19 protein-coding genes and 1 tRNA gene are annotated in these 23,873 nt (G+C 40.9%); 14 read left to right on the forward strand and 6 right to left on the reverse strand.

Translation table 11 applies throughout. The features are described from left to right. Nucleotides 1-12: 12 nt before the first annotated feature. Nucleotides 13-1,497 carry a RagB/SusD family nutrient uptake outer membrane protein gene (locus BUC20_RS30280; protein WP_073237480.1) on the forward strand — a complete coding sequence of 495 codons (1,485 nt, stop codon included), beginning with the start codon at nucleotides 13-15 and terminating at the stop codon, nucleotides 1,495-1,497. Between the two features lie 82 nt (nucleotides 1,498-1,579). On the opposite strand, the gene BUC20_RS30285 is transcribed toward BUC20_RS30280, so the two are convergent. After that, nucleotides 1,580-2,245 carry a hypothetical protein gene (locus BUC20_RS30285; protein WP_073237483.1) on the reverse strand — a complete coding sequence of 222 codons (666 nt, stop codon included), beginning with the start codon at nucleotides 2,243-2,245 and terminating at the stop codon, nucleotides 1,580-1,582. A gap of 64 nt (nucleotides 2,246-2,309) precedes the next feature. Next, nucleotides 2,310-3,209 (reverse strand): S66 peptidase family protein, encoded by a 900-nt coding sequence (locus BUC20_RS30290; RefSeq protein ID WP_073237485.1) that lies wholly within the window; start codon nucleotides 3,207-3,209, stop codon nucleotides 2,310-2,312. On the opposite strand from BUC20_RS30290, the gene metG reads away from it, so the two are divergent. From metG to BUC20_RS30305, 3 genes are all read left to right on the forward strand, one after another. Next, entirely contained in the window at nucleotides 3,208-5,358 is a 2,151-nt protein-coding gene (gene metG, locus BUC20_RS30295; protein ID WP_073237487.1) for a methionine--tRNA ligase, read from the forward strand. The genes BUC20_RS30290 and metG overlap by 2 nt on opposite strands. Nucleotides 5,359-5,363: 5 nt before the next feature. Continuing rightward, nucleotides 5,364-5,435: transfer RNA gene (locus BUC20_RS30300), tRNA-Arg, on the forward strand. A 181-nt stretch (nucleotides 5,436-5,616) separates the two neighbouring features. Next, a complete protein-coding gene (locus BUC20_RS30305; protein WP_073237489.1) occupies nucleotides 5,617-6,744 on the forward strand; it encodes an outer membrane protein assembly factor BamB in 1,128 nt (375 codons plus the stop codon). A gap of 223 nt (nucleotides 6,745-6,967) precedes the next feature. Here BUC20_RS30305 and BUC20_RS30310 read toward each other — a convergent pair whose 3' ends face one another. After that, nucleotides 6,968-7,627 carry a porin family protein gene (locus BUC20_RS30310; RefSeq protein WP_073237504.1) on the reverse strand — a complete coding sequence of 220 codons (660 nt, stop codon included), beginning with the start codon at nucleotides 7,625-7,627 and terminating at the stop codon, nucleotides 6,968-6,970. Between the two features lie 268 nt (nucleotides 7,628-7,895). On the opposite strand from BUC20_RS30310, the gene BUC20_RS30315 reads away from it, so the two are divergent. Both BUC20_RS30315 and BUC20_RS30325 read left to right on the forward strand, forming a co-directional pair. Continuing rightward, a complete protein-coding gene (locus BUC20_RS30315; RefSeq protein WP_073237507.1) occupies nucleotides 7,896-9,353 on the forward strand; it encodes a gluconokinase in 1,458 nt (485 codons plus the stop codon). Nucleotides 9,354-9,680: 327 nt separating this feature from the next. Further along, nucleotides 9,681-12,128: a TonB-dependent receptor gene (locus BUC20_RS30325; RefSeq protein ID WP_073237512.1), complete on the forward strand. Its 2,448-nt coding sequence runs from the start codon at nucleotides 9,681-9,683 to the stop codon at nucleotides 12,126-12,128. A 13-nt stretch (nucleotides 12,129-12,141) separates the two neighbouring features. On the opposite strand, the gene BUC20_RS30330 is transcribed toward BUC20_RS30325, so the two are convergent. The 3 genes from BUC20_RS30330 to BUC20_RS30340 form a co-directional block, all read right to left on the reverse strand. Further along, the gene (locus tag BUC20_RS30330; RefSeq protein ID WP_143166975.1) at nucleotides 12,142-12,477 is read right to left on the reverse strand and encodes a transcriptional repressor; all 336 of its coding nucleotides are present in this window, start codon (nucleotides 12,475-12,477) and stop codon (nucleotides 12,142-12,144) included. A 174-nt stretch (nucleotides 12,478-12,651) separates the two neighbouring features. Further along, nucleotides 12,652-13,314, reverse strand: coding sequence for a hypothetical protein (locus BUC20_RS30335; protein WP_073237514.1), 663 nt, complete (start codon nucleotides 13,312-13,314; stop codon nucleotides 12,652-12,654). A 49-nt stretch (nucleotides 13,315-13,363) separates the two neighbouring features. Beyond that, entirely contained in the window at nucleotides 13,364-13,915 is a 552-nt protein-coding gene (locus tag BUC20_RS30340; protein WP_159441181.1) for an RNA polymerase sigma-70 factor, read from the reverse strand. Between the two features lie 204 nt (nucleotides 13,916-14,119). Here BUC20_RS30340 and BUC20_RS30345 point away from each other — a divergent pair, with 204 nt between their 5' ends. From BUC20_RS30345 to BUC20_RS30380, 8 genes are all read left to right on the forward strand, one after another. Then, nucleotides 14,120-15,367 (forward strand): efflux RND transporter periplasmic adaptor subunit, encoded by a 1,248-nt coding sequence (locus BUC20_RS30345; RefSeq protein WP_073237672.1) that lies wholly within the window; start codon nucleotides 14,120-14,122, stop codon nucleotides 15,365-15,367. Nucleotides 15,368-15,374: 7 nt separating this feature from the next. Beyond that, entirely contained in the window at nucleotides 15,375-16,832 is a 1,458-nt protein-coding gene (locus BUC20_RS30350; protein ID WP_073237515.1) for a TolC family protein, read from the forward strand. 12 nt (nucleotides 16,833-16,844) lie between these two features. Continuing rightward, entirely contained in the window at nucleotides 16,845-17,510 is a 666-nt protein-coding gene (locus BUC20_RS30355; protein WP_073237517.1) for an ABC transporter ATP-binding protein, read from the forward strand. Between the two features lie 9 nt (nucleotides 17,511-17,519). Beyond that, entirely contained in the window at nucleotides 17,520-18,761 is a 1,242-nt protein-coding gene (locus tag BUC20_RS30360) for an ABC transporter permease (protein ID WP_073237520.1), read from the forward strand. A gap of 11 nt (nucleotides 18,762-18,772) precedes the next feature. After that, entirely contained in the window at nucleotides 18,773-19,948 is a 1,176-nt protein-coding gene (locus BUC20_RS30365) for an ABC transporter permease (RefSeq protein ID WP_073237523.1), read from the forward strand. Between the two features lie 34 nt (nucleotides 19,949-19,982). Continuing rightward, the gene (locus BUC20_RS30370) at nucleotides 19,983-21,350 is read left to right on the forward strand and encodes a sigma-54-dependent transcriptional regulator (protein ID WP_073237527.1); all 1,368 of its coding nucleotides are present in this window, start codon (nucleotides 19,983-19,985) and stop codon (nucleotides 21,348-21,350) included. After that, a complete protein-coding gene (locus BUC20_RS30375; RefSeq protein WP_073237530.1) occupies nucleotides 21,334-22,629 on the forward strand; it encodes a sensor histidine kinase in 1,296 nt (431 codons plus the stop codon). The genes BUC20_RS30370 and BUC20_RS30375 overlap by 17 nt, the downstream gene beginning before the upstream one ends. Before the next feature lie 190 nt (nucleotides 22,630-22,819). Continuing rightward, complete coding sequence (locus tag BUC20_RS30380; protein WP_073237533.1) at nucleotides 22,820-23,872, forward strand: FecR family protein; 1,053 nt, start codon at nucleotides 22,820-22,822, stop codon at nucleotides 23,870-23,872. The last annotated feature ends 1 nt before the right edge of the window (nucleotide 23,873 follow it).

The raw sequence follows: 23,873 nt of genomic DNA on the forward strand, positions 1-23,873 counted from the left end.
ACCGTATCATTCATGAAAATTTTTCATATAAACAACTATAAATTGAAGATAGCTACAGTGGCTATTCTTGCAATTCCTTTGATCGGAAGTATCTCTTCCTGCAAAAAGGATTTTTTAACTGCTGCACCAGAGCTTAGTCTTCCTGAGGCGGATGCTTTTGCAAATCCCACAAGGATTCTGGCGCAGGTAAACGGATTGTATTTGTCCATCAAACAAGGATCATTTCTTGGGGGCAGGTATCCGGTTTACAATGATATCAGAGCTGAAGAGTTCTTTAACCGTACAGGAAACGGAGTAACCGGAACTTCGGTTTACAATGGAACGAATGTTCCTTCAGACACCTATATTGCCAGATTCTGGTCACAAGGCTATCTGACCATAAACAGGGTAAATCTTTTTCTTGACGGATTAGCTGCTCATCCTGGAGTACTAACTGATGATGTGAGTGCTAATTATGCTGGAGAAGCAAAACTAATCAGGGCATTAAGTTATTTTTCTTTAGTGCAGATTTTTGCGAAGCCTTATGTTTTTGATAAAGGTCTCTCCAGAGGGATGCCATTACGCCTGAAGCCAGAAACATCTTTGGCTGGTAACAGCATGAAGAGCAGCTCTGTCGCTGCTATTTATGCTCAGATTCTAAAAGACCTCAATGAGGCTGAACTGGCTTTGCCAAATACAAATGGCGATAATGTTACCCGCGCACATAAGAATACGGCTATTGCGCTAAAAACAAGAGTTTACCTCGCCATGGCTAACTACGCAAAGGTAATTGAAGAAGCGAATAAAATTGTTTCTCCTGTTGCACCATTTAAGACTACAGATGCGGCAAGAACCACACATGAATTGCAGGCGGATGTTGCAGCTGTTTTCAGGGCTCCCGGTCTGACTACCGAATCAATTATGTCCTTTCCGATGGCCGAAACAAACGCTCCGGGGACTCAGAATGCGATTGGATTTTATTTCAATGCACCAGCTGGTCTTGAATATTATCTGAATCAATCTGGTGCAGGTATTTATGTGGATCCGACATGGCCTGCAAAAGATAACAGAAAAGCAAAACTAACGGCTGACCTTAAGCTTTCCGCAACAAATACCATACGTCTGATTACTAAATTTTCCGGTGCTGATCCGTCTCTTGACAATGTTCCGGTAATCAGATATGCAGAGGTTTTGCTAAACCTTGCTGAGGCTGAAGCTTTACAGGCTGGAGGAAACCTTGTGCGTTCCAGAGCATTACTAGACGCTGTGCGCCACCGCTCTGATGCAACATACGATTTCGGAGTTCTGGCAACTTCTGCTGATCTTGTTGCAACGATCCTCAAAGAAAGAAGAATAGAGTTTCTGGCCGAAGGCTTAAGATATAACGATCTGGCCAGAAAAGCAGCTCCAATTCCATCATTTGGTGCTGGCTCTTCTATTCCGGTAGATGATCAACGTTATACCTTCCCTATTCCACTTCAGGAAACAACCACAAATCCTGAAGTAAATACCATGTAGAGGTTAAATAATGATCAAAACGAAAAGGCCGGGTTTTATGAAACCCGGCCTTTTCGTTTTGATTTGTTTCCTGAGAAAGCATTTAGATACCGTTATAATAATTAACGATTTTTATCAATTGCTGATCTGATTTTGCTTTTAGGTCCTGATCGGTTATAAACTGATTGAGTTCCTTTTGCTTGTCGCCAAGTGCTTTGAGTAACGCATTTTTATCAGCCTTTAGTTTGATCATTTCCCCATTGTGAAAGAGGTAATATTGCTGACTGTCTGTGAGTACTTCCTGCTTTTTTGCTTCGCCATATTGAGTACTCTCCACAATACTTTTATTGTGTTTTTTTAGCAAGATCGTTTTTCCATCTGCCAGAACCTGATAATAGCTTTTATCGTTATGTGTTCCAACGGCCGGAAAGCCATTTCTAAAAATAGAAATAGCAGTTGGTGTTTTTGGACTGATCAGCTGGAACTCCTGAATGGGGAATCTAAATGCCAATGCTTTTTCCTGTTTTTTGAAAATAGGATAATCGTCCAGTACATCATATTTCAACTCCATATCGTTGTAATATTTCTTGTCTTTCTGTAGCACATGCCCTTTTGTCCAATTTTCATAAAGGTATCTGCTTCCTTTGATGTTGGAATTGCTTTTCGTTTCAATGGGAATCCCATTGATATCGGCAGTCACTGCAATCTGTGCCTGTGTCTGGAAAATAAATAAGGTAAGTATACCTGTAATGAAGAGCTTTTTTTTCATAAACTAAAATACTGATATGAATTTGAATTTCAAAAGCTTAATTATCAGGAATTTGATTTCTTTACTATAAAAATTTTAATGATACTTTTTTCTGGTCAACAGACAGCTTCGCTGCTTTCCCGACGATTAAAGATCGGTTATCGTCAATATGGCCCACAGGAAAGTTAAAGCAAACCGGATAGTTGTACTCTTTTACAATTTCCATGATGATTTCTTCAGGACTCCATCCAAAAGGAGTATCTTCTGGTGTAATCCCGTTAAAAGTACCTATAATCAGTCCTTTCAGGCGGGATAATTTACCACTACGTTTGAGCATCCGCATCAGCCTGTCAATGGCATATTCATGTTCACCGACGTCTTCCAGAAACAGAATTTTATCCGTGTAGTCTACTGCAGATTCTGACCCTTCTGTCATCACCATCAACGTTAGGTTTCCTCCGATCAGAATTCCTTCAGCATCACCCGTTCTGTTTTTAAATTCACTTTTATATTCGTAGGAAAGCGACTCTCCAAATAAGGCTTTTCTTAATGATTCCAGGGACTCAGGAGTGGCATCATCGAAAGTTTTAGGCATCTGTCCATGGATACTTTGGGTATCCAGCACCGCAAAAAGATGAGAAAGCAGGATCGTGATGTCGCTAAAACCGATGACCCATTTAGGATCTTCTTTAAAGCGGGTAAAATCAAGTTCGTCAATAATTCTAATGGTCCCGTATCCTCCGCGGGAGGCAAAAATAGCGCGAATGTCCGGATCATCTAAAAAGGTTTGAAGGTCTTTTGTCCGCTCTGCGTCTGTTCCTGCAAATTGATGGTGTTCCGCATAAAGGTTTTCTCCCCTGATTACTTCCAGCCCCCATTGCTCCAAAATGGAAATGGCACTATTGATATCACCTGGTAATTTCTTGGCTGGGGAAACGATTGCAATTTTGTCTCCTTTTTTTAAATGAGCTGGCTGTTTAATCATGGGTAAAACACTTATATTTGACAAAATAATAAAAATAGTTTTGGATAATAGTAAAATAAAGAGATATACGGTTACGGCCGCTTTGCCTTATACCAACGGACCGGTGCATATTGGACACTTAGCAGGTGTTTATTTGCCTGCGGATACCTACGTAAGGTACCTGCGTTCGAATAAAAGAGATGTGAAATTTATCTGTGGATCTGATGAAAATGGAGTTCCCATTACCCTTAAAGCTAAAAAGGAGGGGGTAACACCACAGGTTGTCGTTGATAAGTACCATAAAATCATCGGTGATTCTTTTAAAGAATTTGGTGTTTCCTTTGATATTTATCACCGGACCTCCTCTTTAATGCATCACCAGACTGCCTCCGACTTTTTTGAAAACCTCTATGATAAAGGGGTGTTTACGGAAGAGGTTACTGAGCAATATTATGATGAGAAAGCACAAACATTTCTTGCTGACAGGTACATTACCGGAACCTGTCCGAAATGTGGGAATGAAAATGCATATGGGGATCAATGTGAGAATTGTGGAAGTACTTTAAATGCAACAGATCTGATTAATCCTAAGTCTACACTTTCAGGTGAACAGCCTGTAAGGAAAGAAACCAAAAACTGGTTTTTACCTTTGGATAAGTATGAAGGGCAGCTTCGGGAATATATTGAAAGTCATAAGGAATGGAGACCGAACGTTTACGGACAATGTCAGTCCTGGTTGAATGCGGGATTACAGCCACGTGCGATGACAAGGGATCTGGATTGGGGGGTAAAAGTCCCTGTTAAAGATGCCGAGGGTAAAGTGCTATACGTTTGGTTCGATGCGCCTATCGGTTACATTTCTGCAACGAAAGAATTGTTTGAATATGCGCGTCTGGATGTCTGGAATCCTAAGGCTGAAGAATATTATATCAATAAAACAGGGTTAACAAAAGGAAACTGGGAAGACTACTGGAAAGATGAAGAGACAAAACTGGTACACTTCATTGGTAAAGACAACATCGTTTTTCATTGTGTGATCTTCCCTGCCATGTTAATGGCTCATGGCGGTTATACCTTAGCAGATAATGTGCCGGCCAATGAATTCCTGAACCTGGAAGGTCAGAAGATTTCTACGTCTAAAAACTGGGCGGTCTGGTTAAATGAATACCTGCTGGAGTTTAAGGATAAACAGGATGTATTACGTTATGTTTTAACAGCTACAGCCCCTGAAACTAAGGACAATGACTTTACCTGGAAAGATTTTCAGGCCAGAAATAATAATGAATTGGTTGCCATATTAGGGAACTTTATTAATCGGGTTACGGTTTTAACGCATAAATATTTTGGAGGCAAGGTTCCTATGCGTATGGAGGTTACTCCGGTTGATCAGGAGGTCCTGGATGAGCTTGCAGCCTTCCCGGCAAGAATTAGTGCATCGATAGAAAATTATCGTTTTAGAGAAGCGCTGTCGGAGGTGATGAACGTTGCGCGTCTGGGAAATAAATATCTGGCAGAAACGGAGCCCTGGAAGGTGATTAAAACAGATGAGGACAGGGTTCGGACGATCTTAAATATCAGCTTGCAGATTGCAGCGAATATTGAGGTGTTGATTGAGCCATTCCTGCCTTTTACTGCTGATAAATTGATGAAAATGCTCAATTATGGCGGTCATCAATGGGCAGATGCAGGACGGGCAGATCTGCTTCATCGTGGTCATCAGTTGAATGAGCCGCAACTATTATTCGAAAAGATTGAGGATGAAGAAGTACAGGCTCAGATTGACAAGCTGAACCAAAGCAAAGCAGACAATACCGCAAGTAATGCAGTTGTAGCCTCTGCTAAAGAAGATATTCAGTTCGAACAGTTTGGTGCAATTGATATTCGTGTGGCGACGATTATAGCTGCTGAAAAGGTGGAGAAAACAAAGAAGTTATTAAAATTAACGCTTGATACCGGAATAGATCAAAGAACTGTCGTATCTGGTATTGCTGAGTATTTTAAGCCGGAAGAGATTGTGGGTCAGCAGGTAAGCGTGGTTGTGAACCTTGCGCCAAGAGAAATTAAAGGAATTTTATCACAAGGAATGATATTAATGTCTGAAAATTCAGAAGGAAAACTTACTTTTGTGGCTCCTATACAAAACCATGGTAATGGCAGCGTCATTAAATAGGTACTGGTCCCGTAGTTCAACGGATAGAATAGAAGTTTCCTAAACTTTAGATATGAGTTCGATTCTCGTCGGGACCACAACAAAAAAGCCATTCGAAAGAGTGGCTTTTTTGCATTATACATGATCAACTGCCCTGCCTATTATGTGGACTTCATATTTAGGGTAGGATGTTTACGTGTAGGAATTTGCATCTCTTTTTGAGAAAAAAAACAGTTGATCTTGTTTATAGATTGGTTTAAATTTTGTAAATTTATTCTTATGAAAAACAAAAACACTCTGATATTCGGGATGTTCTTTCTCGTTATGTTTCTATTCTCATGTAAAAAAGATAAATCAAAAGGTCCGGAAGTTAAACTTAAGGATAGAGTTTATATAGGTAGTAGCGATGGTAATTTCTATGCATTGAATGCCACTAATGGAAATTTGATTTGGAAGTATCCAGCTAAAGATTTCTCTTATTCTAATCCGATTGTTGTAGGCGAAACGGTTTATGCAGGGTCAATAGATGGGAATATGTATGCATTTGATGCTATCAATGGAGGTGTCAAATGGAAATTCTTTACTTCTACAGTTGGTATTGAGTCCAGTCCAGCAGTTGCTGATGGCATAATCTATTTTGGAAGTAATGATGGCTTTTTTTATGCTTTAAATGCCACGACCGGAGAACTTAAATGGAAAATGAAAACATCAAAAAATGTCAGTTCCAGTCCAGTTGTTGCGAATAATGTGGTTTATTTTGGGAGTTCAAGTGGCATCATGTATGCAGTAGCTGCTCGGACGGGAAATTTAATTTGGAGCTACCAAACTGGGGATGTTATTGCTCAGTCCAGTCCAGCTTTAAGTAATGGTGTAATCTTTATCGGGAGTCGTGATAATCATTTATATGCTTTAAACGCGAACAATGGTAGTTTAAAGTGGAAATACTCTACAAATGGAATATCTATGGAGCAGGCTAGTCCTGTCGTAAATAATGGGATGGTATTTGTTGGAAGCTGGTATGGGGCAGGTGATTCTAGTATCGCTGGATCTTTGCTTGCTCTTGATGAGGTTACGGGTAAATTAAAGTGGGAGAACCTTAAGGGGATCGGAATTGGCGGTCGTCTTTTTGTTTTAAACGGATTATTGTATGTATCTGCTGATGACGGATATTTTCATGCATTCAATGCCCTAACAGGAGTGGAATTATGGTCTAAGAATATACTTCCAAATGGTTCTGGGGCGGCTGGTGCTGATGGATTGGTATTTGTAGGTGCTGGGGGGTATAAGAATATTTATGCTTTTGATGCAAGAACAGGAGACATTAAATGGAAGAATTCAGATATGTCTGGAATCTCTACCTCCACTCCATGTCTGATTGATTCTCGGGGTATTATTGTCCATCGTTAAATAGGAAAATCTTATTGAGTAGTAATGTCCTTGGTGGAAAATCTGATGAGGTTATAGGGGTAAATAAAAGGGAAACTTAATTTGATTAAACCTGACGAGCTGTGGCTTGTTTTGACGCCAATTGATCCCAGAAGACCAGTGTTTTTTCTATTGTCGGGACCACAACAAAAAAGCCAACTTTAAAGTTGGCTTTTTTGTTTAAAAAGGTTGAGTAAGCTGATGATTAAAAAGTAAAACCAACACCTACTGACAATACTCTGTTTTTTACTTTAACATCAGATTCCTGGCTAATGCTACTCAAGCCCAAACCATAACCTGCATGAATGTTAAAGCCATTACTTAATTGATAACCTCCTAAAAAGTTTACTCCGAAGTCTCCACGTTTGTGGCTGCCGTCTTTTCCAAATTCAACATCTTCGGATGTTGATACTTTTAGTTTTTGTCCATCTTGTGTTACAGTTCCTTCTGTTTTATTTTTACCTGAAATTGCATAACCATAATATGGTCCTGCACCTATGAAGACTTTGCCATCTCCAACAGGGAAGTTCGCCAGAACATTTACTGGAACCTCAATATACCAGACATTGGATTTTACAGTTCCTTCTATTTTTGCTCCACTTTCAGTCTGACTATCGCTTGTTTTAAAGCCTTTGCCTAAAAAAGTGATACCTGGTTGAATAGAGAATATCTCTCCAACTGGTATGTCTGCTGTACCACCTACATAGAAAGAGGTATTCATTTTAATATCAGTTTCTGTTTTTTCAGAAATCGATACTGTAGGGAAAGCTACTCCGGCTTTAACACCGAATCTAACCTGGTTGTCTTGTGCGGAAGCAGTCAGGGCTGCACTTGCAATTGTTAATGATAGTAATAGTTTTTTCATATACGCTAAATTTTTGCCCAAATATATGTAAAAATGTTTGTCGTATTATCTCTTGGTGTTATTTATTTTAAAATAAGGTATTGTTTGTTGCTTTGTTTATAGCTAAGCGTAATTTTTGTAGTGCTAATAGGATTTAATGATAAGATTTTTTGTGGGTTAGCTAAATAAAAACGGTCCTGAACAAGAAAAAATGTTTCTTTCTTCTAAGTAGAACAGAGATGCATCTGTTTTTTATATTAAAAGTATAAATTGCAAATAAATTAGCATCATGGAATATATCCTTGGAATAGACATCGGAACAGGAAGTACAAAAGCGGTTGCACTTAACCTGAATTATGAGCCTATAGATTCAGTTCAGGAATATTACTCCTCTGATTCACCAAAACCAGGTTATAGTGAACAAGATCCCGAAGTGATTTGGACTGCTTTTAAGGACTGTGTCAGGAAGATGACGAGCCGGATGGGCTGCGATCCCCAGGTTATTGGTCTGAGTAGCGCAATGCACAGTTTAATCAGTGTGGATGAAAATGGTGTTCCTCTGGCACCAATGATGACCTGGGCGGATTCCAGAAGTTCTTTAGTGGCCACAAGAATAAGATCCTCTGATGCAGGAATGAAAATTTATAGGACGACAGGAACACCGATTCATGCCATGTCCCCCCTTTGTAAGATGGTATGGCTGGCTGAGCATGAGCCGGAGTTGTTCGATCATACCTATAAGTTCATTTCGATTAAGGAGTATATCTGGTATCAATTGTTTAAAGAATTTAAAATAGACCACTCTATTGCTTCCTGTACAGGATTATTTGATGTAGAGCAATTGGTTTGGAGTACAGATGCCCTGCTCATGGCAAAAATCTCTGCCGGGCATCTGTCTGTACCTGTCAGTACCAGTTATAGCAGGAAGAATGCTGCCGGCGTGATGTATGTGATCGGTGCCAGTGACGGTTGTCTGGCAAATCTTGGCAGTGATGCCAATGAACCCGGAGTTGCAGCGCTCACTATTGGTACAAGTGGTGCCCTTCGGATTTCTGGAAAAAAACCAATCTTCAATGAGCAAACGATGAATTTCAGCTACTTGCTGGATGAGCGGACTTATATTTGCGGAGGTCCGGTAAACAATGGAGGAATAGCGCTTCAGTGGTTTCTTAAAAATTCTCTGGCTAAAGAAGAATTGTCTGCCGGGGATTATGTTTCATTCTTTGAAAAGGTAAAGGCTGCCACAGCGGGAAGTAAGGGCCTGATTTTTCTTCCTTACCTTACCGGAGAACGTGCACCGATATGGGACTCAGAAAGCTGTGGTACTTTTTTTGGCCTTCGGCTTTTTCATCGGCAGGAGCATTTTTCCCGTGCTGTTCTTGAAGGTATTTGTTATGCATTGAATGATGTCCTCCTTGCAGTAGCGCCTTATGCTGAAGAGATCAGACAAATCAATGTGAGTGGTGGATTTGTGCATTCCAGAATATGGATGGAAATCTTAGCAGATATTACCGGAAAAGAAATCGTGTTGCTTCAAACAGAGGATGCTTCAGCCATTGGCGCCGCTTATCTGGCAGTAAAAGCTGCGGGTCTGAGTGAAGGCTACCCCTCATCTACAAAAAAGAGGGAAACGATTCAACCAAATCCGGAGCATCATGAGACCTACAGAAAGATCTTTGAGATCTATCAGCAATTATACCCGAATCTCAGGGAGCATATGCATCAGCTCCGGCATCTGAATCTTTAATGATTAGAATTTCATTTTTTCTTACTGATTTTTCTCTTTACAGGTCTATCTTTTCAGACAACTGACTGTTCGGAATGACAGTGGAGAATGCTTATGATGGATGTTTTATTTAAAACAGTTCTAAATAGAAGTAGGGGAAAACCTGGAGTTATGATAATTCTATATAGTAAGGGCGCATCAGGCCGCTTGCAAGAGAAAGGAACGACAAAGATATGGCATAATTATACTCCCCCTAATACTATAATAAAGAACCTGGCAGTTCGTACCTGCCAGGTTTACCCTCAACTAAATGAGGATTTCTCCTAAATCGATTATTATCTAAAAGCAATGCAAATTAAAACATTTTTTGTTACAGGCATTCTCTGTGCCTTTATATTTTTCGCGCGGGCTCAGGCTCAGTCTCACCGCATTACCGGCCGGCTGGTAGATGAAAAGGAGAAACCTGTAGGATATGCAGGGATTTATCTACTTAAATCTCAGGACTCCCTGAAGGTGACCACAGCGATGACTGATTCTCTGGGATACTTCCAACTGAATGAAGTCCCTAAAGGGAGCTACAAAGTCAGGATCACCTATGTAGGTTATTTAAACTATACCAGTCATTTGTTAGATTTAGGAGGGCCACATCAGGTTCTTTCATTGGGAAACATTAAGTTGCTGGAAGACCGTCGCGTTCTTCGAACAGTAGAAATTGCAGCGTCCAGACCCTTAATTGAGCAAGGCCTCGACCGAATGGTGATGAACATAGAAAACAGCATTTTGAGTCAGGGGAGTACAGCCCTGGAATTATTGTCAAAAGCTCCGGGCGTGACTGTTGATGACAAAGGCGAAATCAGCCTGAAAGGCAGGCCCGGGACCACGGTAATGATCAATGGAAAGCCGACTTACTTGTCGGGAAGCCAATTGGCCAACCTGCTTCGTGGCACCTCTTCAAATACAGTATCACGAATTGAAATCATGGCAAACCCATCGTCACGCTATGATGCTGCCGGAAAAGGGGGCATCATCAACATTCTGTTAAAGAAAAATGTGAAAACAGGCTTAAATGGAAATATTTCTGCCAATGGGGGAGCAGGGAGAGGAGCGCGCCTTGGAGCTGGAGGCGATCTGAACTACCGGACAGAAAAACTAAACCTCTTTGGAAGTTATAATTACTTTTTTCAGAATTTAAAAGGGTATACGAGCGTAGAACGCACATTCTTTTCCGACCAGTCGGCTGCGCAAATCCCTTCCCGGATTTCCAGGCAGGAGACAGTAGAAACCGCGAAACTCCGTTCTCAGAATTTCCGCGCCGGACTGGACCTGTTCCTCAATGAAAAAAATACACTTGGATTTCTGATCAATGGTGGGGTAGGGAAATATCCTACACTGCAAACGACAGGAAATGGGCTGTACCACGGGAATGGTAAGGGGCTTTTATGGGATGCGCGAACGCTTACAGAAGGAAAAGAACGTTGGGAGGATATGCTTTATAATATAAACTACCTGCATCGTTTTGATGATAAAGGACATGAACTCACGCTGGACATGGATTATGTGAGTCATTTTTCTAAAATGGATCAACAACTGGACACAAGGTACATGGATCCTTCAGGAGCAGCGCTCCGGGCTCCAGGTTCCAGACGTGGTGATCTGCCCTCCAATAATGATATTTATGTAGCTAAACTGGATTATGCTTTACCTTTAGGAAGTACAGGTAAATTAGAAACCGGCTGGAAAGGGAGTTATGTACAAACGGAAAACAACCTTAAGTATGATACTTTAAAGAATGAAACTTATCTGCCGGATGCCGGAACCAGCAACCATTTCAAGTACAAAGAACAGATACAGGCAGGGTATGTTAACCTGAAGCAGGCTTTTGGGAAGTTTAGCTTTCAAATAGGCCTTCGTGGGGAATATACGCATACCAAAGGTCATCAGATTACGACCGATTCTTTGGTAACCAGATCATATTTTAAAGTATTTCCGAGCATCTTCCTGAATCAGGAGCTGACTGAAAATCATAAACTACAGATCGGTTACAGTAAAAGAATTGAACGTCCTAGTTATTGGGACCTGAATCCATTTAGGGTTTATGTAGATCCCTTTAGTTATGAAGAAGGAAATCCTTACCTACACCCTGCAATCGTGAATTCCTTTGAATTCGGATATAGCTTCAGGTCAAAATATCATGCCAATTTAAGCTATAGCCGCAGCGATAACGTGATCAGTAACATTGTCGGTGGTTCAGGGGAACAGAACATGACCTTTTTGAAACCTGAAAACCTGGCCACTTTTGTCAATTATGGTTTAAGTATCACTGGTTCAACGAATTTTACCTCCTGGTGGACCGGGACTCAGTTTGCCAACCTGTTTCGCAATGAATTTAAGGCAGATGACAATGGGAGACAGACGGTATTAAAAGAAACGAGTTTCAGGTTTGACACTCAAAACTCTTTTAAAGTAGCTGAGAGCTGGAAAATTGAACTCAATGGGCTATACCGCTCAAAAGAACTGTCTGGTGTATTTACCACCAGGGGCTATTATATGATTTCTGCCGGTGCGAAAAAGGAGCTGATGAAAGGCAAGGCAAGTGTAAACCTGATGGTGAACGACATTTTTAAAAGTGCCGAATATAAATATTCGGCCAATTATGGGGGAATTAAAACTTATAGTTATGAACGCCCCGATAGTCGTTCTGTGATTCTTTCCTTCTCTTATCGTTTTGGTTCAGGCCCTTCTGCCGAAAAGGTACGTAGTACAGGAAGTCAGGAACTTAAAGACAGGATAAAATAAGATGACAGGAGGGTTAATTGATGAAGGAGTAGGAATGCTTCTTCTCGCCCTCCAATCTTTGTTTTTCCAGCAGGCCACAACGGTGGAACCTGTTGAGACAGAGTTGAACTGTAGCTATACTGATTTTTACGCCTTCTCTTTTTAGCGTCATCCAAAGCTCTTCCGTATTGATCAGCACCTGTTCGGTATAAAGAAATTCCAGTAATAACCGGTCAAAAGGTGTCAAATATGATCCTTTGGCATTTTCTGCCCTTAAAAATACCTCTTGTAATTTATCGGAATTGCAGTGATTTTGCTCAATGACTATCCCTTCCCCCTGTAAATTTAGTCGTTCGTTCTTCATATTCATATCAGCTCTTATATACAATTATCATGAAGGCTTCTTTTCCCCTATGTTATTTAGAATAAATTTAAATAATTGAGCTGAATGAAAAATAATGCAAGTTGAATATTGTTCTGAATAATAAAAAAACAGAAACAGAGGGGCGGTGGGTCGTTTTAAGAAAGAGAAAGGTACGGTTGACTACAGCAAGTCAAAGTCATGTTTAAGATTCATGACCAAAGCCGGAGGCATATCCATAAGAGCCTGGTTTTCTATGACCAGCAGTTTGTCTTCTTTAAGTGGATAATAGGCAAGAAGGTATTTTTGTCCTTTTTTCAGAAGGATCTTCCGGCTGCTCTGATGTCCATCGGTTGCCGTGTATAATACCTCCGTATATTTATCCTGAGCAGAAGTATTGCTGATCAGGATATTACCTGACAGCTGGATATTGATGTCATTATCCACCAGACTTTGCATTTTAACTTTGCTGTTTGTGCCCAGCTTCATTAAAATCCCATCAAATTCTTTCTCCAGCAATGGGTAAGAATCATCGGATTGAAAAACCATTTGTTGATTGGGTGGGGCAGCTTCATTTCTGAAAAATATTAAGCAGCTGCAAATCAATAGCAAACTTGCCGCAACAGCGATCCATATCGTTTGCATTTTGTATTTACGAAAACGGTCTTGTCTTTGGTTTTGTTCCTGAATCTGCTGCCAGATCCGGGTATTTGAGCCTTCTTCAATACTAACCTCCGATAGGCAATCTTCTTCATTATCCACCCCCTCAAGCCACTGCTGATAGGTTGCCCACTCCTCTTTCGAAGCATCACCTGATAAGCATTTTTTTAGTGTTTCGGGGTTCATAATTATAAATTATCATAATAAGGGCTTGTCCCCTATTTGTTTACGTCATTTAACTGATTGGATATTGTTCCAGCCCTTTTCGTATGAATTTTAAGGCTTTAGTGAGTTGGTTTTCCACTGTCTTCTCAGAAATCAATAGGTTAGAAGCAATCTCCCGATTGTTCAAACCTTCATTACGACTGAGCTCATATACAGCTTTACAACGTTGGGGAAGAAGATTAACCAGTTTATCGATCTCTGCCCTCAGAAAAGTATATAATATTTGTTCTTCGGTATGAGAGTCCGTACTATTCTGCCTATTGAGTAATTCATCCATTTTCTTTGTCTTCCGGATTTCATCACTATAACTTCTTGCAATGCGGAAACGAACCGCACGAACAAGGTAGTTCTCTACGGTTTCTTCCTCCAGAAGAATTTTATCTTTTCGTTGCCAGATGGAGGTAAAAACATCCTGCACAAGTCCTTCTGCCCGATAAACATCCCCAAGATATTTATAGGCCAATTGATACAATTTCTTCCAATAGCTTTCATAGAGATGAAAGAATGAAGCTTCATCAATTTTGATCTGTCCTTTTGAATGAGATGTAGGTTGTTCTGACACGATTTACGTTGATTAAGGAGGCAAAGTTAACATAATTTAGAATGATTAAAGATTAGGAGGAAAAGAATAGCATGAAAATGTGATCTGATACCGGTCGTTTTGTCCGATATCGAACGTTTTTTATTTGACGAAAATATGTATGTGTTTGTTTTTCAGTTGATTGTGTGTGGCATATCCTTTGGATATCCCAATCAAAATATTACAATGGACAAAAATATCGAACAACAGGTTTTATCAGGAAAGAGAAAGAAAAGTATGCGCTATATTTTTTCAGGATTGGTTCTGTTGATCATGATCATTTTTGTCATACGGTATAGCCTGAGCTCCAGCCTCAGACAATCTGAAATTACAACGGGAGTTGTCAGTCGGGGAAATATTGAAAACACCATTAATGCTTCCGGAGAAGTATTGCCCGAATTCGAGGAGGTGATCAGTAGTCCTATTGCTGCTTCGGTCCAGAAGGTATTGTTGGATGCGGGGAGTAAGATTCAGGCTGGACAGTCGATTTTGATGTTGGATAAATCAGCTGCTCAAATGGAATATGAAAAACTGAAGTTTCAATTGGAAGCCAAGCAAAATGACATTCGTAAAATAAAGCTGGAGCTGGATAAAAGTTTTTATGATATAAAATCGAACAATAACATTAAGCAGTTGCGGATCAATAGCCTTAAGGCTTCAGTCGAAAATGCGAATAGGCTGTTAAAGGCCGGTGGAGGTACCCGGGAAGATGTCGAACAGGCCGAACTGAACCTTAAGGTTGCTCAACTGGAAAAACAACAACTGGAGAATGAGATCATCAGCAAACAGCAAAGTATGCGGCTTCAGATGAAAGAAGTAGATCTGGCAGCAAGTATCCAGCAAAATGATCTGGAAGTTCTTGACCGCAAACTTAAACAAGCGAACATCCAGGCCAGCCGGAATGGAGTGGTGACCTGGGTAAATAAAAATATTGGAGCTGCAGTTCAGCCAGGAGAAGTATTGGCCAGGATTGCAGATCTGTCTGGATTTAAGGTGAAAGGAACAATTTCAGATCATAATATTGACCTCCTCAGGGCAGGGATGGTTGCAATTATACGCATCGGAGAGACACAGGTTAGAGGAAAAGTGATCAACATTTATCCATCTGTTCAAAATGCAACAGTATCATTTGATATCAAGCCAGATGACAGTAACCATAAACTTTTCAGGCCTAACTTAAAAGCAGATGTTTTCCTGGTTACTGATCAGCATGAACAAGTGTTAAGGGTAGACAATGGGCCCGCTTTTCAGGGGACACCTTCCCAGTATATTTATGTGCTGAAGGATGGCCTTGCCAGCCGGAAGCTGGTACAGATTGGATTGAGCAATTTTGATTATGTTGAGCTGAAGGACCAGGTGAAGGAAGGTGATGTGATCATTACCTCAGATATGAAAGAGTTTAAGAACAGCAGCCAGATTACCATTAAAAAATAAGGCAAAGATGAGCAACTATTATACCTTCCTTGTGATGCTTTTCGCTTGTCTGTTTAACCAGGCCATTGCGCAGTCAGATACACTCAGGCTTAATTTAACTGAAGTGGTGGCCATGGCGAAAGAGAAGTCTATCGCCGCTAAACAGGCTGCTACCTTAAAAGAAACACGCTATTGGGAATGGATGACTTACAGATCTAATTATCAGCCTCAGCTTTCTTTAAAAGGAACCTTGCCAGGATATAGCAAATCGTCTATTGCGGTTCAGCAACCAGACGGAACGATTGATTTCCGCCAGGTCCGCAACAACAATTCTTCATTAGACCTTTCTTTCAGTCAGCAAATTACACAGACAGGAGGGACCATCTTTGGAACAACTTCCTTGCAACGCTTTGATGATTTTGACCGGAATACTACGATTTATAACGGGGTTCCTTATGGCATTGGATATGCACAGCCTCTATTTCAGTTTAATACCCTGAAATGGGACCGCAGAATTGCGCCATTAAAGTATAATGAGAGCCAGCAAGCCTATATTGAATCAATGGAGCAGATTTCTATTAATGCCAGCAATTATTTCTTTGAGTTGTTATTGGCACAAGTTGACCTGCAAATCGCTGAAACGAACCGCAGGAATACCGCTGCGATCCAGCAAATTGCGAATACCAAATTTGAGATGGGTAAAGTCTCGAAAAATGAGATCCTTCAGTTGCAGCTGGAAGCCTTAAAGGCAGAGAAAGCGGTAGGAATTGCAAAGCGGGATATGGAGGTCGCTACTTATAACCTTAAAAGTTATACGGGGCTGCAAAGCAGTGATCAGATCAGGCTTTCTTTACCAGCAGCCAGCATCGCCATGAAAGTTGTTGCTGAGAAAGCATTGGCTGAAGCTTTTCAAAACCGTTCGGATGCGATCGCTTTTGGCAGACGTTTGGAAGAAGCCAGACGGGATGTGGCAAAAGCCAAAGGGGATAATGGGCTGAATGCTTCTTTAAATGCCAAACTTGGCTTCTCAAAAAGCGGAAGGAACATCAGTAGTGTGTACCAGAGTCCAAAAGATCAGCAATTACTGGAGCTTACACTGGAAATTCCGATTCTGGATTGGGGCAGGCAGAAGTCAAGGAAGAAAACGGCATTGGCAAATCAGCAGTTTACCCAGTATTCCGTAGAGCAGGACAAACAAAACTTTACACAAAAGATCATTACAGAGGTCAATTTGTTCGAGATGATGAAAGATCAGATTGCCTTAAATGCTAAAGCAGAGCAGATCGCTTCGGAGAAATATCTGATTGCAAAAGAACGATACGTTCTTGGAAACCTCAGCATAACAGATCTGAGTATTGCCTTCCAGGAAAACGATCAGGCGAAACGGGATTATATCAATTCTTTACGTGATTTTTGGGCTGCATATTACCAGTTGCGCTACCTGTCGCTTTACGATTTTGAGAAAAATGAGAAGATAAAAATATAACATACATAGGATATGATACAATTAAAAAACATTGAGAAGGTTTACCGTACAGATACGGTAGAAACACAGGCATTAAATAACATTAGTCTCCAGGTAGAGAAGGGAGAGTTTTTATCCATCATGGGGCCTTCAGGATGTGGTAAAAGTACTTTGCTCAATTTAATGGGGCTTTTAGATGCTCCCTCTAAGGGAGAAGTACTGATCGCAAGTCAGCAGACCCTTCAGTTAAATGACCGGAAGCTGGCTCATTTCAGGAATAGTAAAATCGGGTTTATTTTCCAGAGCTACCATTTGATCAATGACCTTCAGGTGCTGGACAATGTGGAGCTCCCACTGCTGTACAGGAACTCAAGCGCCAAAGAGCGAAAAATATTAGCACTGGAAGCATTGGAAAAAGTTGGATTGAGCAATAGGGTGAAGCATTTTCCAACACAATTGTCGGGCGGACAAAAACAAAGGGTGGCTATTGCCAGAGCAATTGTAGGTAAGCCGGAAATCATTCTTGCAGATGAACCTACGGGAAATCTGGACAGTGCCATGGGAAATGAGATCATGAACATTTTGCTGGAATTGAACCGGGTGGATGGAACAACAATCGTTATGGTTACCCATGATCCGAATATGGCTCAGAAGACCCACCGTTTGCTGCGTTTATTTGATGGATCACAAGTTCAATAAAGGATATATATGTTAAAGAATTACTTTAAAATCGCTATTGCGGTACTGAAGAGAAGAAAATTCTTCACCTTCATCAGTTTATTCGGGATTAGCTTGACGCTAACTATTCTTATTGTGCTGAGTGCTTTTCTGGATGTGATGCTGAGTCCAGCCTATCCGGATGTGAAGCGCTCCAGGGAATTGTTTATTAGTCGGGTGGTGTTAAAATCTGATAAGGGAAATTATACTTCTCAAAGTCCCTCCAGCCTATACTTTATCAAAAACTTTGTGTCTACAATGAAGCGCCCTGAGAAAATAGCTGTTCATACCGGGAGGAATACGACTAATGCCTATCAGAATAATAAAAAAATGGAAGTTGAACTGATGTACACCAATGTTCCTTTCTGGGAAGTTTACGAATTTGATTTTATAGAGGGAAAACCATTTAACGGACAGGATTTAGAAAATGTGGCTCAGGTCGCTGTAATTTCTGAGGATACCCGAGCTAAGTATTTTGGGGAGAGCAGCTCTGCTTTGGGAAGATATGTAGAAGCGAATAATATAAAATATCGGGTAATTGGGGTGGTGAAAAATGTACCGGCAACCATGATATATGCCAATTCAGATGTTTATCTTCCTTATACACTGGATAAAGCAAATCTTGATGGAACCTCTATCATGGGGGATTACCTGGTCACCCTACTGGCAAAATCTACGGCGGATTTGCCTTTGATCAAAGAAGAGTATCAACAGCTGCTAAAGAAAGTCCCACATCCGGAGAAAAATCAGGAGCTCCTTTTGAGCAAGACAAATAGCTATCTGGAGAGCTTTACAGAGCAGGTCTTCGGTAATGTAGGGGACTCCGGAAAAACGCGTTTTTTCCTGATGATTGGTGTTTTCGTATTTCTCTTTATGTTGCTCCCAACCATTAACCTTGTCAACATCAATGTAAGTAGAATCATGGAGCGGTCTTCGGAAATTGGGGTCAGAAAAGCGTTTGGTGCTTCCAGCAGGACTTTAGTCGGACAGTTTATCGTGGAAAACATGATTCTGACGGTATTGGGTGGTGTCTTAGGAATCCTTTTGTCCTTTGTCATCATTTCCATATTGAATGCCAGTGGGCTGATTGCTCATATGAATTTAGTCATCAACCTAACCGTATTGGGTTATAGCCTGCTCGCCTGTTTGGTGTTCGGTTTGATGTCTGGGGTTTATCCCGCCTGGAGAATGTCTAAACTAAACGTTGTTACCGCGTTAAAAGCCAATAATTAAAATATAAAGATATGCTTAAGCATTTATTCAAATTGATCTGGAACAAAAAGAAGGAGAATTTCCTGTTAATTTCAGAGATCCTGATTTCCTTTATGGTCATCTTCGCTGTGTTTACCCTATTGGTGCATAATTATCGGAATTACAAGATTCCAAGAGGCTTTGACTATGAGCAGGTGTGGTCGGTAAGTCTGGGCGAACTGAGCGGGAGCAAAGACAAGGATTCTGTCATGTTGATGCATAAGAACTTAAGGAACACACTAAAAAGTCTTCCTTTGATAAAAGACCTGACGCTGAGTTCGTCTAACGTGCCATTTTCAAATAGCATGTACCGTACGACAGTCAGTTATAAGGGAAAAGAAGCTCACACGGATATTTTTCATGGAGAAATTTCCTATGAGGAGGTCCTGCGTGTGCAGCTTCTTTCGGGAAGGTGGTTTTCTGAAGATGATAATGCTGCTGCAAAAAGAAACATCGTTATCAATGAACTAACGCAGGAGCGGTTGTTTGGATCAGGCGCCGCTTTAGGAAAGATCATTTCGATGGGTGGAGAAGACTTAAAGGTGATTGGGGTAGCAAAGGACTTTAAAGATCAGGGCGATTTTAAAGCTCCCACTCCAGCTATTTTTCTCCGCATTGATACTTCTAATATACGAGATGCCAGTACGATACTGATCAGGGTAGGAGCAGGTGCAGATGCCACATTTGAAGGGAAAGTCTATAAACTGATCGCTTCTACTGTAAAAAGTTCCAATCTGGAAATCAAGCATTTGTCGGACCTCAGGAAGAATAAAAACAAAGAAACCACTATTCCCATGATGATCTTTTTTATTGTTGCCGGATTTCTGATTTTTAATGTGGCACTCGGAATATTTGGTGTGTTGTGGTATAACATTAATAAAAGACGGGGCGAAATTGGGTTAAGAAGGGCGATTGGGGCAACAGCATCTTCGGTTTCAGGGCAATTGGTGGGTGAAGCAATGGTTCTGGCTACTTTTTCTCTGATCATTGGTTCCTTTTTCGCCATTCAGTTTCCATTGCTTAACGTTTTTGATCTTCCTGCATCTGTTTACCTGACCGCACAATTTCTTGCCACCGTATTTATTTATTTGCTGGTGGTGGTGTGTGCTTTTTATCCAGGGAAACAAGCTGCGGCAATTTATCCTGCTGTTGTATTACATGAAGAATAAAGATACTTTTGAAATGCCCTTAATACCATAACAGATGATCCTGATAATTGATGATGACATAGCCGTCCGTACTTCCCTGATGCTTTTGCTGGAACAGAAAAAATATGATGTTTTTGCAGTGGCTACAGCGATGGAAGGCCTTGATTTTCTCAGAAAAGAAAATGTGACATTGATCATCCTTGATCTTAATTTTTCTATTGATACTTCCGGAAAAGAAGGAATGCAACTCTTGCAACAGATCAGAATGAAAGATCCTCAGGTTCCTGTGATTCTGATTACAGGTTGGGCGAGTATAGAGCTTGCAGTGCAGGGAATGAAGCTGGGTGCAAATGACTTTATCAATAAGCCCTGGAATAATGAACATTTGTTACAATCAGTAAAAACCCTGATTACGCTAAAAGATCAGAAGCCTGGTCAGTCCAGCCGGAAACAACTGGATAAGGAGTATGAATTTCAGTCGATCATTGCAGAGGATAAAGGCATGCTGGAATTGCTGGAGATTGCCGGCCGGGTATCAAAGACTGATGCTTCAGTATTGATTACCGGAGAAAGCGGAACGGGAAAGGAATTGATCGCAGAGGCTATTCATCAAAATAGCCTGCGTAGAAACCGGCCCTTCATCAAAGTTAATCTTGGCGGAATTTCCACTTCTTTGTTTGAAAGTGAGATGTTCGGTCATGTAAGGGGAGCCTTTACTGATGCCCGGACTGATCGTACCGGTCGTTTTGAGATGGCAAATAAAGGAACCATCTTTTTAGATGAGATCGGAGACCTGGATGCCGGGAGTCAGGTCAAACTATTAAGGGTATTACAAGACCGGAGTTATGAGGTTTTAGGGAGCAGCAGGACAAAAACTGTGGATGTACGGGTAATCTGTGCAACCAATAAGAATCTTGCTGAAATGGTGGCTAAGGGAACTTTCAGGGAGGACCTGCTTTATCGGATCAATTTGATTACGCTAAAACTGCCGGCATTAAGAGAGCGGGGTAAAGATATTCCTTTACTGGTCGATTTTATGATCAGCAACCTGAGAGGGCTCTATAACCGTCCTAAATTAGAAGTAACACCCGAAGCCATGAAATGGCTAAAGCATTTACCTCTGCCAGGTAACATCCGGCAGTTAAAAAATATGGTAGAGCGGTCAGTTCTGGTCAGCAGAACAGATATATTAGATATCAACGATTTTGCTACCCATGTAGAAAAACAACCTTTTAGTGATTCAAAATTGCCGGAGGTAGGTGCAATGACGCTGGAAGAAACAGAAATATTAATGATTAAGCGTGCACTCCAGTTCCATAATAACCGCATCTCTAAGGCTGCCTTAGCGTTGGGAATTACCAGGAGTGCCTTGTACCGACGCCTGGATAAGTATAACATTCCCTACGATGAAACTTCGGACTAAATACCTTTTATTCGTATGCATATTACATGCAACCGCACTATTCTTAAGCTTTCTTGTTTTTGAAAAGAACAAGGTCTTTTTCCTCCTGTCGGAAGCCTTCATTTTGGGCTCTATTCTGATCTCCTGGCAATTGTACAATCAGATGATCCGTCCTCTGAATTTGTTGGTGCAAGGTGCTGATGCGATCAGAGACAGGGATTTCACCATTAAATTTATAAAAAGCGGAACCTCCGAAATGGACGAACTGATTGAGGTGTATAACCAAATGATTGAGCAATTGAGAAAAGAGAGAACATTGCAACAGGAGCAACACTTTTTTCTTGACAAGTTAATTTTCAGTTCTCCGGTGGGAATCATTATTCTGGATCATGATCAGCGGATTCAGCAGGTCAACCCAGCTGCAAAAAAGATTTTGAAGGCTATTCCATTTGAGGGTTGGTTGTTGAAAGATATCGACCATCCGATTATTGATGAAGTGCGTACACTCATGAAGGGTAAATCGAAATCAGGCACTCTTAGCGGTGGAGCAGAGACCTATAAGATTCAGGTTTCTGAATTTTTAGACCGCGGCTTCCCCAGGCACTTTGTCATTATTCAGGAATTGACAACCGAACTATTGGAAGCCGAGAAACAAGCCTATGGTAAAGTGATCAGAATGATGGCTCATGAGGTCAACAATACGATAGGGCCTGTAAATTCGATTCTGGATTCAGCCCTGTCCATAGAGTCCGGTCGTGAGGAAAGCAGCCGGCTTGCAAATGCATTGCAGGTGGCTATAGACCGAAATAATAACCTCAATATCTTTATGCGGAATCTGGCAGATGTCGTCCGCTTGCCGGAGCCGAATAAACAATACATCAACCTTCATGACCTGATTTATGCAGTTACAACCCTGTTATCCGAGACGGCAAAAGCGAAAAACACGAAGTTTGAGTTCCTTCTGGATAAGAATCCTCTAGTGATCTTTGCCGATCAGCTACAGATGGAGCAGGTGTTGATCAATATCGTGAAAAACTCAATTGAAGCAATTGGCCCCAAAAAACCTGGGTTGATCAGCTTTCTAACAGAAAACACTCCAGGAAGACTGATGGTAAGGGATAACGGCCAGGGAATTTCAGCAGAAACAGAGCATCAGCTGTTTAGCCCGTTTTTTAGTACTAAGGTTGATGGTCAGGGGATCGGATTGACCCTGATTAAAGATGTGCTGATGAAACATGAATTTCAGTTTGCACTTTCAACAAGCCGGATTGGAATCACAGAATTCTCCATAATTGTTTAATCTCTACTGGCCCGAGATCAAAATGAGTTCCGGTTCTTAGTATCTGAACCGGTAGTTTTACCAACTTTTCCGTTCTATAGGAAACGCTAAACTCAGGCAGCCTTAAGCCCCTGAAAATATATTTTCAAATTCTTTGGTAAAAAAGCAATTCTTGCTGCACTTGTAGTCATTAACCAATATAATCGCTGGAATGAAATACGATGCCTATGCCATTGAAGACTTTTTAACTGAAGAAAGCTTTGTTAATTATTGCCTCGGAACGCCGCAGGAAGATGTTTTATTCTGGAAAAAAATCATAAAAGAGCAACCTGAGCTGAAAGAGCGGATTGATAAAGCAAGGACACTTTTCTTTTTGCTCGCGGTAAAAGTTGATCCTGTTGAAAAACAAAAAGAATTAAATAAGCTTAAACTGGTGATCGAGGGGATGCAAAATATAGCTGAACCCACAACAGAACTGCCTCAGAGAAATTTCATTGGTAGAACCTCCTGGATCTCTATTGCCGCAGCGATTCTCCTCTGCATTGGGGTGTATGCCTTATTCAATAAAAAAGAATATGGAAAGGAGATCCAGCCTTATGCTGCTGGTGCTAAAAGTATCCTCCTGAAAACCGCTTACAATGAAAGAAAGACCTTAACGCTGAGCGATGGGACTACAGTAACGGTTAACGGATCTACAGAACTTAAACTGGATGACCATTATAATCAGGAAAAGAGGGTGCTTTGGTTAAATGGAGAAGCTTATTTTGAAGTTGCCGGGAATAAAGATAAACCTTTCATCGTCGTTTCCGGTACCACTACCACCACTGCTCTGGGAACTTCATTTAAGATCAATAATTATAACAACAGAGCACACACCCTCGTGATGCTCAATTCCGGTAAAGTCAGCGTTGGGGAGCTGGTTGGTCAGAAAGTCGTAGACCACGTACAACTCAGCCCGGGAGAAAAGGTGGAAGTTACACCAGATAAATTTGCCAAATCTACCTTCAATCTGGAAGAGATTGACAACTGGAAAAACCGTAAACTGGTTTTTTCTACTGCCTCATTAAAAGAGATCAAATCGATACTAAAAGAAATCTATGGCATAGAGGTGCGCAGCAAAAACCAACCTAAAAAACCAATCTCATTTACTGGAACATTCGTCAACGAAGGACTCAGTGAAGTGCTTAATGCAATCGGCTTTTCCAACCATTTTACTTATACCATAAAAGATGATATAGTGACCCTCGATTTCGACAAGAAATAAC

It is taken from the genome of Pedobacter caeni (assembly GCF_900129215.1).
Lineage (GTDB): Bacteria > Bacteroidota > Bacteroidia > Sphingobacteriales > Sphingobacteriaceae > Pedobacter > Pedobacter caeni.